At 59.3% G+C, this 13555-nt stretch carries 11 protein-coding genes; 2 read left to right on the top strand and 9 right to left on the bottom strand.

Going from position 1 to position 13555, the window contains the following annotated elements; all coding sequences use genetic code 11:
* Positions 1 to 58: 58 nt before the first annotated feature.
* On the bottom strand, positions 59 to 2359 hold the full coding sequence (locus ACI7M0_RS23955) for a YgiQ family radical SAM protein (RefSeq protein WP_014592586.1): 2301 nt from the start codon (positions 2357 to 2359) through the stop codon (positions 59 to 61).
* Positions 2360 to 2643: 284 nt separating this feature from the next.
* On the bottom strand, positions 2644 to 2859 hold the full coding sequence (locus ACI7M0_RS23960) for a DUF3077 domain-containing protein (protein WP_019438726.1): 216 nt from the start codon (positions 2857 to 2859) through the stop codon (positions 2644 to 2646).
* Positions 2860 to 3486: 627 nt separating this feature from the next.
* Here ACI7M0_RS23960 and ACI7M0_RS23965 point away from each other — a divergent pair.
* Both ACI7M0_RS23965 and ACI7M0_RS23970 read left to right on the top strand, forming a co-directional pair.
* Positions 3487 to 4641, top strand: coding sequence for a YcaO-like family protein (locus ACI7M0_RS23965; protein WP_081273240.1), 1155 nt, complete (start codon positions 3487 to 3489; stop codon positions 4639 to 4641).
* A gap of 1 nt (position 4642) precedes the next feature.
* A complete protein-coding gene (locus tag ACI7M0_RS23970; protein WP_104886987.1) occupies positions 4643 to 6298 on the top strand; it encodes an ATP-binding cassette domain-containing protein in 1656 nt (551 codons plus the stop codon).
* Positions 6299 to 6322: 24 nt separating this feature from the next.
* Here ACI7M0_RS23970 and dnaB read toward each other — a convergent pair whose 3' ends face one another.
* From dnaB to rnr, 7 genes are all read right to left on the bottom strand, one after another.
* Entirely contained in the window at positions 6323 to 7720 is a 1398-nt protein-coding gene (gene dnaB, locus ACI7M0_RS23975) for a replicative DNA helicase (protein WP_010955472.1), read from the bottom strand.
* Between the two features lie 113 nt (positions 7721 to 7833).
* Positions 7834 to 8280: a 50S ribosomal protein L9 gene (rplI, locus tag ACI7M0_RS23980; RefSeq protein ID WP_003249568.1), complete on the bottom strand. Its 447-nt coding sequence runs from the start codon at positions 8278 to 8280 to the stop codon at positions 7834 to 7836.
* 20 nt (positions 8281 to 8300) lie between these two features.
* The gene (locus tag ACI7M0_RS23985) at positions 8301 to 9164 is read right to left on the bottom strand and encodes a hypothetical protein (protein ID WP_003249565.1); all 864 of its coding nucleotides are present in this window, start codon (positions 9162 to 9164) and stop codon (positions 8301 to 8303) included.
* A 33-nt stretch (positions 9165 to 9197) separates the two neighbouring features.
* On the bottom strand, positions 9198 to 9428 hold the full coding sequence (gene rpsR, locus ACI7M0_RS23990) for a 30S ribosomal protein S18 (RefSeq protein WP_003249563.1): 231 nt from the start codon (positions 9426 to 9428) through the stop codon (positions 9198 to 9200).
* 28 nt (positions 9429 to 9456) lie between these two features.
* Positions 9457 to 9882, bottom strand: coding sequence for a 30S ribosomal protein S6 (gene rpsF / locus ACI7M0_RS23995; protein WP_003249557.1), 426 nt, complete (start codon positions 9880 to 9882; stop codon positions 9457 to 9459).
* 288 nt (positions 9883 to 10170) lie between these two features.
* Complete coding sequence (gene rlmB, locus ACI7M0_RS24000) at positions 10171 to 10917, bottom strand: 23S rRNA (guanosine(2251)-2'-O)-methyltransferase RlmB (RefSeq protein ID WP_129933868.1); 747 nt, start codon at positions 10915 to 10917, stop codon at positions 10171 to 10173.
* A complete protein-coding gene (gene rnr, locus ACI7M0_RS24005) occupies positions 10914 to 13487 on the bottom strand; it encodes a ribonuclease R (RefSeq protein ID WP_010955474.1) in 2574 nt (857 codons plus the stop codon). Before rnr ends, rlmB begins: the two co-directional genes overlap by 4 nt.
* Positions 13488 to 13555: the final 68 nt, after the last annotated feature.

Raw genomic sequence — 13555 nt, forward strand, 5'->3', positions numbered from 1 at the left:
CAATGTGGGAGCGGCCTTGTGTCGCGAAGGGCTGCAAAGCAGCCCAAAAATCGATCAGTTAACGCGGAATGACAGGCTGACGCGGTTTCTTGTTGCCCTTGCCACCCTTGCTCGCCTCTTTGCGCTCCTTGGCCGCCTGCTGGTTACGCGCAAACGCCTCGGCCTTGGCCTTTTCGCGCTTGTCCCACGGCTTGCTGCCATCGCTGCCACGCGGCGGCAGGCCGGTGTGCTGGGTGAGGATCTTCTGGTCCTTGCCCACCTTGTGGCTACCTGCCGGGGTCGAGTTCTTCCGGCGCGCGCTCTGATAAGTATCGGTCTGCGGCTGGTGCAGCGGGATCAGCTGGTGCTTGCCCGGCCCGATCAGGTCGGCGCGGCCCATTCGCTGCAGCGCTTCACGCAGCATCGGCCAGCCCTTCGGGTCGTGATAGCGCAAGAACGCCTTGTGCAGACGGCGTTGCTCGTCGCTCTTGACGATCTCCACCCCTTCGCTCTTGTAGGTCACCTTGCGCAGCGGGTTCTTGCCTGAGTGGTACATGGCCGTGGCCGAGGCCATTGGCGACGGGTAGAACGCCTGTACCTGGTCGGCGCGGAAGCCGTTGCCCTTCAGCCACAGGGCCAGGTTCATCATGTCTTCGTCGGTGGTACCGGGGTGCGCGGCAATGAAGTACGGGATCAGGTACTGCTCCTTGCCCGCTTCTTTCGAGAACTTCTCGAACATGCGCTTGAAGCGGTCGTAGGTGCCGATACCCGGCTTCATCATCTTGTCCAGCGGGCCACGCTCGGTGTGCTCCGGGGCAATCTTCAGGTAGCCACCAACGTGGTGGGTGACCAGTTCCTTGACGTACTCCGGCGATTCCACCGCCAGGTCGTAGCGCAGGCCGGAAGCAATCAGGATCTTTTTCACCCCCGGCAAGGCACGGGCCTTGCGGTACAGCTCGATCAACGAGCTGTGGTCGGTATTGAGGTTTTCGCAGATACCCGGGAACACGCACGACGGCTTGCGGCAGTGCTTCTCGATCTCGGGGCTTTTGCAGGCGATGCGGTACATGTTGGCAGTCGGCCCGCCAAGGTCCGAGACCACGCCAGTGAAGCCCGGCACCTTGTCACGCATCTCTTCGATTTCGTGCAGGATCGACTCGTGCGAGCGGTTCTGGATGATGCGGCCTTCGTGTTCGGTGATCGAGCAGAAGGTACAGCCACCGAAGCAGCCGCGCATGATGTTCACCGAGAAACGGATCATCTCGTAGGCCGGGATGCGCTCCTTGCCATAGGCCGGGTGCGGCACACGGGCGTAAGGCATGCCGAACACGTAGTCCATTTCCTCGGTGCTCATGGGGATGGGTGGCGGGTTGAACCACACATCCACTTCGCCGTGCTTCTGCACCAGCGCGCGAGCGTTGCCTGGGTTGGTCTCCAGGTGCAGCACGCGGTTGGCATGGGCATAGAGCACCGGGTCGTTACGCACCTTTTCGAACGATGGCAGGCGGATCACCGACTTTTCCCGGGTCACGGCCGGGCTGTCGAGAATCTGCACCACCTTGGCTTCGTTCGGGTCTTCCTGGTCGCCCTTGGCCTGTTCGATGGCGCAGGCCTGGGTGTCCTGGGTGTTCACGTACGGGTTGATGATCTTGTCGACGCGCCCCGGGCGGTCGATACGGGTGGAGTCGATCTCGTACCAGCCCTGCGGGGTATCACGGCGCACGAAGGCGGTGCCGCGTACGTCGGTGATGGTCTCGATCTTCTCACCGTTGGACAGGCGCTGGGCCACCTCGACCACCGCACGCTCGGCGTTGCCGAACAGCAGGATGTCCGCGCTGGCGTCGATCAGGATCGAGTGACGAACCTTGTCCTGCCAGTAGTCGTAGTGGGCGATGCGGCGCAGCGAAGCCTCGATGCCGCCGAGCACGATCGGCACATGCTTGTAGGCCTCCTTGCAGCGCTGGCTGTACACCAGGCTGGCACGGTCCGGACGGCTGCCGGCCAGACCACCCGGGGTGTAGGCATCGTCGGAACGGATCTTCTTGTCCGCGGTGTAGCGGTTGATCATCGAGTCCATGTTACCGGCGGCCACGCCGAAGAACAGGTTCGGTTCGCCGAGCTTCATGAAGTCGTCTTTTGACTGCCAGTTCGGCTGGGCGATGATGCCCACGCGGAAGCCCTGGGCCTCCAGCAGACGGCCAATGATGGCCATGCCGAACGACGGATGGTCGACGTAGGCATCACCGGTCACGATGATGATGTCGCAGGAATCCCAGCCGAGCAGATCCATCTCCTCCCTGCTCATTGGCAGGAAAGGTGCTGGCCCGAAGCATTCGGCCCAGTACTTGGGATAGTCGTAGAGTGGTTTGGCTGCTTGCATGTCAGTGACCGGTTCTGGTGTGCAGGGAAATCGCGGGCGCGGAATATAGCACAAATTTTGACCAAATCCGACTGGATTCGTGGGGATTGGTGGGCGGGGCGACGGTTGGGGGATGGACGTGGCAGGTGGTTGGGTTGAGGGGTGTAGTGGGGTTGCCAGGTGTTCGACAGAATCCTTGCAGCGCCTGTGAGATCAAGCGCCGCGCGGGCGGCGCTCGATCTCATAGGCGCTGAAACTGTTGCGGCGAACTCCTGGCGGCCTTCATGCAACCTGAAGCCAACCCCTCACTGCCTCATCCACAGCTCAGCATCATCCATCAGCGCCTTGGCCATCGCACTCAGGTAATGGGCAGCCCAGATCATCATCGGCTTCTCATCCATCAACCCGGTGATGGTCAGTTCGCGCACATAGCCCATCAACTCCGAAGACTGCTCGCGGGCGTCTCTACACTGGATCCCGGGCTCGATGCGGAACAACGGGTGGGGTAAACCCGCTCCCACAGGTACGGTGCAACTCTTGAAGCCTATGGTGAACCTGTAGGAGCGGGTTCACCCGCGAAAGGGCCAGCCCAGGCAATCAACGAAGCCTTACAGCAGGCCCCTGCCCCTGCATCGGGTTGTCTTCAAGAAAAGGGGGATCGTGGGGTGGATCGGGGCAAGGCGATTACTCACAGGAAAACCTGAGCCTGCTTAGACCGATGGCGATCGCGCCCCCTGCTGAGCGATCGCAATTCCTTCAGATTTTTACTGAATGTTTAGCCTATCCAACCCTGAGAAAGTGCTAACCAGCTAATTATTGGTGCTTTTTTCTTTATCTATTAAGAATTGTAGGAATCAACCTTCTAGTCTTAGTAAAAAATCCTACATTAACTTTCCTCAACAAATCCCGAGAAGATCTTGAACCCCAAAAAAAACAAGTGCTACAACAGTGACGCGCTGAAAGGCGCACTCAAACCAACTCTATAGGAGCATTAGCCATGGGACGTCGTCGTTCTGAAATCCACACTCTGCAGATCCCACGCGTGATGAACTACACATTCACCGAGTCCGAGGTTGAATTTCTCAACCTTCTGTAAGTGACAAACCAGAAGGGGCTTAGCCCCTTCTGGCTCTACCAAGGAGCAGAACATGATCACCGAACGCGAGCTGAACATAGAAGAGGCCTACAACCGGCTGACAAGGCTGCATCATCACTTAGGGCTTCAATCGAAAACAGCACTATCAAAAAAGAGTAGCCTGGTCGCCACATGCCACTTATACGACAGCGCCTACAAAGAAGTTTCTTGCGGGGCAGGAAAAGGGGAACATTGCGAACTAGGAGCCCTTGCCGAGAGCCTAGAGCATTACTTCGTCGACAAGAGCACTCCACCACTCATCGAAAGCGACCAAATTTTGCAATCGATAGCCCCATTTGACGATTGGCTCCTAAAATCCATTCCCCCGGATTGCCGAATACCTTATTTCAGTCTTCAGGCATTGAACAGCTACGACGAAATAGCCATTCCCGCGATATTGATAGCACCTTCCTCCAGAAACATTGATGAAATCGAAAAAACTGCAGCGGGCTTTCTTTCCAAATATTCGACTAACTCTGGTACAGCACTTGGCTGCACGGAGAACGAGGCTCTGCTCCACGCCATCAATGAAACTATCGAACGTCACGCACTTTCTATGTACTACCTATCACTTTGTGGCCTGACTTCCCCACCCAAACTTTACCAACCTTCGAGTTCTTTTCTGGAAGAAACATTTGCCCATGATACCGAGCTTCTCCGCCGAGCCAAAAAACTAGAAATATACTTGACGCACGACTTCTACGAAGTTCCATTTTGCATTGCTGTTTCTCGTAGTAAAAAAGAAGGCTCACTCAGCAGCATTGGCTCCGGCAGCTCCATCAACCCCTCCATTGCAATGTACCGCGCCGTAACGGAACAGATTCAGTGCGAGCAGCTTTCTGGGGCCACAGAAAAACAAGAAGATCTCTCTGCTGAAAAAATGCTTACTCATTCAACCCGCCTTTCAGCACTTATACACCCATGCCCCACATATGCTGTACCCGCTTTTCACCCTCCGCATACCGATCTCAGCGTGCGCGGGCAAGTCAAGCGAACACTGATCAACTTGGAAAAACATAATAAGGTCGCATTCTATCGCACACTTTATGAGCACCCGAATCTCGCTACGGTTGTTCAGGTGTTCATACCCGGACTTGAACGCTTCCACCTGATCAGATCAGGTATTCCAGTCGCGCCACAGAGTGCACTCAAAGGCATAAGGCAATGACATGCAAATCTATAGAGGAATTCTCGCCGCCCTCGGCGCGACACTGCTCCTGAAAATCGCGACCGTCGTACCTGCTCTAGTCTTGGCCGACATCATTGACAACCTGGCCACCTCAGCCGCGTCTTCCCAGCTTCTGCTAGGAGCCTTCATATGCCTTGTCGCATTACAAGCCTCAATGACCCCTCTACAAGCCTGGTGCCTGGCGCGGCTTTGCCAGGAACGCGTGAAGCAACTTTCCATCCGCTGGTGCCGCGAATTGCTGGACAAGCGCTTCGAGGCCTATGGACAACTCCATGGCGGAACACTGGTAAAAGTACTGGATAGGGGCATTACCGCACAGGAGCGGTGGTTAGGCTTTCTGATTGGCTCGGCATGGCCGGTGCTAGCCGAAGCTGCAGTGCTGATAACGCTCTTCGCTTACCTGGGGGCTACTTCGGTATTGATCGGCCTCATCCCTTTGAGCCTGGCCTACCTGTGGGCCAACGATCGCCTGGTGCGCTGGCGCCGGCCACATATCGAGGCAGTGAACGCGCGCGAGGATGAACTGGCGGAACAATGGGTCGATACCTTCGCCAGCGCGGCAACGGTCAAACTGGAAAAGGCCGAGGATGCCGCAATGCTCCCGGTCAACCAGACACTTTCGCACTATGCCGACTCAGCAGTGCAGGTAGCTCACAGTGGGGGTTGGATTCAGAGCCTGCGCACCCTGTTCATAGGCCTGGGCAGTGGCGGTTTGCTCATGTGGGGTATCCATGATCAGGCTCTGGCAACACCGCAATTGAGCCTGGGCGAGCTGGTTGCTCTCTTCACCTTGGTGAGCGGATTGCTGGCAGGGGTTGCGCAACTTGCTGAGGCCTGGCGATTGCTAGACCAGTTTCGGCTAGACAAACGCAAACTCGAACACTGGCTCCAGCTCCCCTCGTTCGGCCCAGCATGCACTACTGAGGCGAAGTCCCAAGACAAGGACGCTGGCCTAAGCATCGCCCCGTGCCAGTTGAGCGCTCGAGATACTGTACAACTTCACATCGAAGAACCCTTGGTACTGCACAAAGGAGAACGGGTCGCACTGATCGGGCCCAGCGGATGTGGTAAATCGACACTTCTGCATACGCTGGCGGGAACGATATTCCCGTTGCGCAAGAATGTGCAGCTGCACGGCAGGTGCCTGGCGTCGCTCGACGCTAGTGAACAATTCAGTCGATTACGACTCTGCCCTCAGGATGCGCATTTCATACCCGGCCCCCTGCCCCGCGCGGTGCTGTTCGAGCAAGCTCATGATCGCGCTCAAATCGAACGATGGCTTGAACGGTTGGGCCTGAGCAAAGACTGGTACGAACTTGATCTGGATGCACGCGCAGAATCGATATCGGGCGGCGAAGCACGCAGGCTGACGCTGCTACGCCTTCTTAATCAGCCTGGGGAATTCAATTTCTTTGACGAACCCACAGCCGGGCTCGATGCCGCGTCGGCAGAGCGTACCTGGGACCTGTTGTTCGAAGCACTTAAAGGGCGAGGGCTGATTTGCGTGACGCATGATCAGAGCGCACTGTCGCGGTTTGACCGGGTGATCACCCTGAGCGAGGGGCGGATCATCAGCCAAGGGCAAACGAACATCGCTCAGATTTCAGAGCTAGCAGGCGCACCACAAACCTTGTAGGAGCGGCCTTGCTAGCTCAATGGGTTATTCATCATCATCAAAGTTGTACATCCCCGGCGCCAAGTTCTCGAACCGGGTGTACTTGCCGATAAACGCCAAACGCACGAAGCCGATGGGGCCGTTACGCTGTTTGCCGATGATGATTTCCGCCACGCCCTTGTGCTCGGTCTCGGGGTGGTACACCTCGTCGCGGTACACGAACATGATCACGTCGGCGTCCTGCTCGATTGCACCGGATTCACGCAAGTCGGAGTTCACCGGGCGTTTGTTCGGGCGCTGTTCCAGCGAGCGGTTCAGCTGCGAAAGGGCAATGACCGGGCAGTTGAATTCTTTGGCCAGGGCCTTGAGCGAGCGGGAAATCTCGGAAATTTCGTTGGTACGGTTGTCACCGGCCGACCCCGGAATCTGCATCAGCTGCAGGTAGTCGACCATGATCATGGCGATTTCACCATGCTCACGGGCCAGGCGGCGGGTACGCGCGCGCATTTCCGAGGGGCTGATACCCGCCGTATCGTCGATGAACAATTTTCGGTCGTTGAGCAGGTTCACTGCCGAGGTCAGGCGCGGCCAGTCGTCGTCGTCCAGCTGGCCGGAGCGGACCTTGGTCTGGTCGATACGCCCCAGGGACGAAAGCATACGCATGATCAGCGACTCACCTGGCATCTCGAGGGAGAACACCAGCACCGCCTTGTCGGTACGCAGTACGGCGTTTTCCACCAGGTTCATGGCGAAGGTGGTCTTACCCATCGACGGACGACCCGCGACGATGATCAGGTCGGCTGCCTGCAGCCCGCTGGTCTTCTCGTCCAGGTCGGTGTAACCGGTGGAGATACCGGTGATGTCACTGTCGGAGTTGAACAGCGTATCGATGCGGTCGATGGCCATGGTCAACAGCTCGTTGACGCCCACCGGGCCGCCGGTTTTAGGCCGCGCCTCGGCGATCTGGAAGATCTGCCGTTCGGCATCGTCGAGAATCTCGGCAGCGTTGCGCCCCTGCGGGTTGAACGCGTTGTCGGCGATGTCGGTACTGATGCTGATCAGCTGGCGCAACGTGGCCCGCTCACGAATGATCGCGGCGTAGGCCTTGATGTTGGCCACCGAAGGGGTGTTCTTGGCCAGCTCGGCCAGGTAAGCCAAGCCGCCGACTTGCGAGGACAGGCCTTCCTTGTCCAACTGCTCGTGCAGGGTCACCACGTCGAATGGCTGGTTGGCGTCGGCCAACTTGTGCACGGCGCGGAAGATCAGCCGATGGTCATGCCGGTAGAAGTCGCCGTCCGATACCTGGTCCAGCACCCGCTCCCAGGCATTGTTGTCCAGCATCAGGCCACCGAGCACGGCCTGTTCGGCCTCGATGGAATGCGGCGGTACCTTCAGGGCTGCGGTTTGCAGGTCAAGCTGTTCGGAGGTGGTGATCTCGTTCATGGCCACGAAAGAATTCTGGAGGATGAAAAAGACAAAGGGCACGGCCTGTCGAAAACAGGACCGTGCCCGATGTTAACCGCCTGACTCGCAAGGAGCCAGCCAGTTAGCGCAGCTTAGGCAGCTACGACGACCACGCGTACGGTGGCTTCAACGTCGCTGTGCAGGTGCACGGCTACGTCGTATTCGCCAACCTGACGGATGGTGCCGTTCGGCAGACGAACTTCAGCCTTGGCCACTTCAACGCCGGAGGCGGTCAGGGCGTCAGCGATGTCGTGGGTGCCGATCGAACCGAACAGCTTGCCTTCGTCGCCAGCGGTGGCAGTGATGGTCACTTCCAGCTCGGCCAGTTGGGCAGCGCGGCTTTCAGCCGAAGCTTTCTTGTCAGCGGCTGCTTTTTCCAGCTCGGCACGACGCTCTTCGAACGCAGCCAGGTTGGCGGCGTTGGCAACGGTGGCCTTGCCGAATGGCAGCAGGAAGTTACGGCCGTAACCAGCCTTAACTTTTACTTTGTCGCCCAGGTTGCCCAGGTTAGCGACTTTTTCCAGCAGGATCAGTTCCATTTGGTAAAACCTCTTAACTTTTAACCTTCACCGTTCGCGGAGTCTTTCCCCGGAGGGGACTTGCGACCGCGAAAATCAATCAGGCTGTCGACAATGGCCAAAACCATCAGCAACGGATAAATCAGCTGCATGATCAGCGGTAGCGTCACGTACATCCCCACCAGCCAGAAACCGGCCAGTCGGCCCTGTGCCACCAGCCCGTGCATCAAGGCGATGCCGGCCAGCACCAGTACCAGGCTGGAAGCCGATGCCAGGATGATGAACTGCGGGCCGATAAACGGCGCCACCACCATCACTGCCACCAAGACCGCCATGGTCTGTTTCGGCAACTTCAGTTCGCGAAACTCGCGACCGAAGCCTCCAGGGTTGTACAACGCTGCCTGCCAATAGCGCGCCAGCATCAACGCCAGCACACTGAACAATTGCACCGTCACTGCTGTGGAAGCGACCAGCACAGGGCGGATCAGCTCACCGGAGAGCACCGGTTGCCCTTCGATTTTCGGCATGGCTTCGGCAAACGCCTTGGCCAGCACATCGAAGGTTTGCGCCAGCGCCAGATCAAGCACGAGGCTGAAAGCCACGGCGAACACGGCACTGGCGAGCAACACCCGGCTCCAGGGGTGCTCGGCACGCAACATGGCGGCCAAGGCCAAGGCACCCGCAATCACCAGAAAGGTGATGGGATCGCCCATGACCCACACGGCCAGCCCGGCCAGCAAGCCGCCGGCGATGACCGATGTAGCATCCTTGAACCCACGCCGCAGCAGCACGAGGCTGCCGGCAGCGGCACTCAACCAGAACAGCAGCGGCAGTACCGCGCTGATGACCACCACGAGGGTGGCCTGCACACGACCGCGCATGATGAAACTTGCTAACGCTCGCATGCTAATCCCTTACTGCTTGTCGACGACCCGGTCTCAGCGGCCGTGGCTGTCGGTGTAGGGCAGCAGGGCCAGGAAGCGGGCGCGCTTGATAGCGGTAGCCAGCTGACGCTGATAACGAGCTTTGGTACCGGTGATACGGCTTGGAACGATCTTGCCGGTTTCGGATACGTAAGCTTTCAGGGTGTTGAGATCTTTGAAGTCGATCTCTTTCACGTCTTCAGCAGTGAAGCGGCAGAATTTACGACGACGGAAGAAACGTGCCATTTAATAGGCTCCTCTAAAGGTCCGTGGATTACTCGTCAGCGTTATCGCTGGAGTCGCTGTCATTGCTGTCGTCGCCTTCGGCGGAGTCAGCATGCTCAGGACGCTCGCGACGCTCACGGCGCTCGCTGCGGTTCTCTTCAGCCTTCAGCATCTCGGACTGGCCGGTAACGGCTTCGTCGCGACGGATGACCAGGTTACGGATAACGGCATCGTTGTAGCGGAAGTTGTCTTCCAGCTCGGCCAGGGCCTTGCCGGTGCACTCAACGTTCAGCATCACGTAGTGAGCCTTGTGAACATTGTTGATTGCGTAGGCCAGTTGACGACGGCCCCAGTCTTCCAGGCGGTGGATCTTGCCACCATCTTCTTCGATCAGCTTGGTGTAACGCTCAACCATGCCGCCGACTTGTTCGCTCTGGTCCGGGTGAACCAGGAAGATGATTTCGTAATGACGCATGAATGCTCCTTACGGGTTAGTAGTCTGCCAGTGAATCTGGTCAGACAAGGAGTGAATGACACTGTATGTCTTGCACGGAGGGGAGGCACATGAGCACCTGCCAGCTCGGCAAGGGGCGCAATTGTAGAGAAGCCGCGGCGCACAAGCAAGGTGAGTGGTGAATATTTGAACAGCCTGAAACATATTTACAGGCTGCGGGCCCTTTCGCGGGTGAACCCGCTCCTACAGGGAACGCAATCACCCTGTAGGAGCGGGTTTACCCGCGAATGGGCCGGAACAGGCTGAGAATCAGCGCTTGGCCTGGCGCTGACGCACGGCTTCGAACAGGCAAACCCCGGTCGCCACCGACACGTTAAGGCTGCTGACGCTACCCGCCATCGGCAACTTCACCAGGAAGTCGCAATGCTCACGGGTGAGCCGACGCATGCCCTTGCCTTCCGCCCCCATGATCATCACCAGCGGCCCGGTCAGGTCTTGCTGGTAGATCTCCTGCTCGGCCTCGCCAGCGGTACCCACCACCCACAGGCCACGCTGCTGCAACTTCTCAAGCGTACGCGCCAGGTTGGTCACAGCCACCAGCGGAATGACTTCTGCCGCACCACAAGCCACCTTTCGCACAACCGGCGTCAGCGTTGCGGACTTGTCCTTGGGTACGATCACTGCCGTGGCACCGGCCGCATCCGCGGTACGCAGACAAGCGCCGAGGTTGTGCGGGTCGGTCACGCCGTCCAGCACCAGGATCAGCGGCGCCGTTTCTGTGCGCTCAAGCAGCTCTTCGAGCATCAGCTCGCCCCACACCTGGCTCGGACTGACCTCGGCTACAACGCCTTGGTGCACGCCTTCGACCCAGGCATCCATCTCACGGCGCTCGGCCTGGCCAACCGGCACGCGGTTTTCCGCGGCCAGCGCCAGCAAGGTCTCGAGGCGTGGCTCGCTGCGTCCTTCCGACAGCCAGATCTGCTTGACCCGCTTTGGATGGTGCTGCAGCAATGCCTGCACGGCGTGTACGCCGTAGATTTTTTCCAGCTGACTCATGAATTGCTCTTGTTTTTGCGTGGTGCGCCGGACTTCGGCGGGCCTTTACGGTGCTTGGTCGGTTTGCCGGACGGCTTGCCACCTTTCTCCGATTTGCTGCCAGCACTGCTGCGTGCGTCGGTCATCAGCGCTTTCTTCATCTCGCGGCTTTTACGCACTTCAGCGTTACGCTGCACAGCATCCTTGGGGAAGTACGCTTCGGACGCTTCGCTTTTGCGGCTGCGCGGCTTGGGCGTGGCTTTCGCTTCGGTTGCCGGCTGCTGCTCGGCTTTTTCGGCAACCGGCGCGGCGCCACGCTGCTTGCGGCCGATCGGTGCGGCGAGGGTCTTTTCCGACACTTCGAAGTCGATCTTGCGCTCATCCAGATCAACACGCATGACCTTGACTTCGATGGTGTCGCCCAAGCGGAAGCTGCGACCGGTGCGCTCGCCGGCCAGGCGATGGTGTACCGGGTCGAAGTGGTAGTAGTCACCCGGCAACGCACTGACGTGCACCAGGCCCTCTACATAGATATCGGTCAGTTCGACGAACAGGCCGAAACCGGTCACCGCAGTGATCACACCCGGGAAGGTCTCGCCCACGCGGTCTTTCATGAACTCGCACTTGAGCCAGTTGACCACGTCACGGGTGGCTTCGTCGGCCCGGCGCTCGGTCATCGAGCACTGCTCGCCGAGTTGCTCCAGGGTGTTTTCGTCGTACGGGTAGATACGCGCCTTGGGAATGCTCATGGCGCCGGCACGCTTGACGTGCGGGGTATCGACCTTGGAGCGGATGATGCTGCGGATGGCGCGATGCACCAGCAGGTCCGGGTAACGACGGATCGGCGAGGTGAAGTGGGTGTACGCCTCATAATTCAGGCCGAAGTGGCCGTTGTTCTCGGTGCTGTACACGGCCTGACTCAGCGAGCGCAGCATCACCGTCTGGATCAGGTGGAAGTCCGGGCGACCGGCGATGCTCGCCAGCAGGGCCTGGTAATCCTTCGGCGACGGGTCCTTGCCCTTGTGCAGGCTAAGGCCCAACTCGCCTAGGAAGGCGCGCAGTTTTTCCAGGCGCTCCGGCGGCGGGCCGTCGTGCACGCGGTACAGGGCCGGTACGCCGTGCTTCTGCAGGAACTCGGCGGTGGCCACGTTGGCCGCCAGCATGCATTCCTCGATCAGCTTGTGGGCGTCGTTGCGCACGGTCGGGCGGATTTCGGCGATCTTGCGCTCCTCGCCGAAGATGATGCGGGTTTCCTGGGTCTCGAAGTCGATGGCACCCCGGGTGTGGCGCGCCTCCACCAGCACCTTGTACAGGTTGTACAGGTTCTTCAGGTCCGGCACGACCTCCTTGTACTCTTCGCGCAGCGCCTTGCCCTCACGGGTACGCGAGTGCTCGAGCATGCTGCTGACCTTGTTGTAGGTCAGGCGGGCATGGGAGTGGATCACGCCTTCGTAGAACTGATAGTCGACCATCTGGCCGGCTTTGTTCATGGTCATTTCACAGACCATGGCCAACCGGTCGACATGCGGGTTCAGCGAGCACAGGCCGTTGGACAGCTCTTCGGGGAGCATCGGCACCACGCGCTCGGGGAAGTACACCGAGTTACCGCGCTGCTGGGCTTCGACATCCAGGGCAGAGCCCAGACGCACGTAACTGGAGACGTCAGCGATGGCCACGTACAGACGCCAGCCACCGGAGAACAGACGCAGCTTGCCCAACGGTTCGCAATAAACGGCATCGTCGAAGTCGCGGGCGTCTTCACCGTCGATGGTGACGAACGGCAGATGGCGCAGGTCGACACGCTTCTCTTTGTCCTTCTCCTCGACTTCGGAGCGGAACTTGCGTGCTTCCTTGACCACATCATTGGGCCAGACGTGCGGAATGTCGTAGCTGCGCAGGGCAACGTCGATTTCCATGCCCGGCGCCATGTAGTTGCCGATGACTTCGACCACATCGCCTTGCGGCTGGAAGCGTGGCGTTGGCCAGTGGGTGATCTTGATCTCGACGAACTGGCCGATCTTGGCACCGCCGTTGCGCCCGGCGGTCACCAGCACTTCCTGCTGGATCTTCGGGTTGTCCGGGGTCACGTAGCCGATGCCGCCCTCTTCGAAATAGCGGCCGACCACGCTTTCATGGGCACGGGAGATGACTTCGACCAGCACGCCTTCACGGCGACCACGGCGGTCCACACCGGAGACGCGGGCCAGGCCACGGTCGCCGTCGAACACCAGTCGCATCTGCGACGGGCTGAGGAACAGGTCTTCGCTGCCGTCATCGGGAATAAGGAAGCCGAAGCCGTCGCGGTGGCCGGAGACGCGACCACAGATCAGGTCCAGCTTGTCTACCGGGGCATAAGTGCCGCGCCGGGTATAGATAAGCTGGCCATCGCGCTCCATGGCACGCAGGCGGCGGCGCAGGGCTTCGATCTGGTCTTCTTCATACAGACCGAACTCTTTTGCCAGCTCCTCGCGGGCAGCAGGTTCGCCTCGGTCGGCGAGACGCTGCAGGATCAGCTCACGGCTGGGAATGGGGTTGTCGTATTTTTCCGCTTCGCGAGCGGCCTCGGGATCGAGGGATTGCCAATCGGCCATCAGAAGGGGTTCACCTTGGGGTATATAGATAGGAATTCTGGCATAGGCGTATTGAAACCGGAAATGTC

It is taken from the genome of Pseudomonas sp. 10(2024), assembly GCF_045164175.1.
Lineage (GTDB): Bacteria > Pseudomonadota > Gammaproteobacteria > Pseudomonadales > Pseudomonadaceae > Aquipseudomonas > Aquipseudomonas alloputida.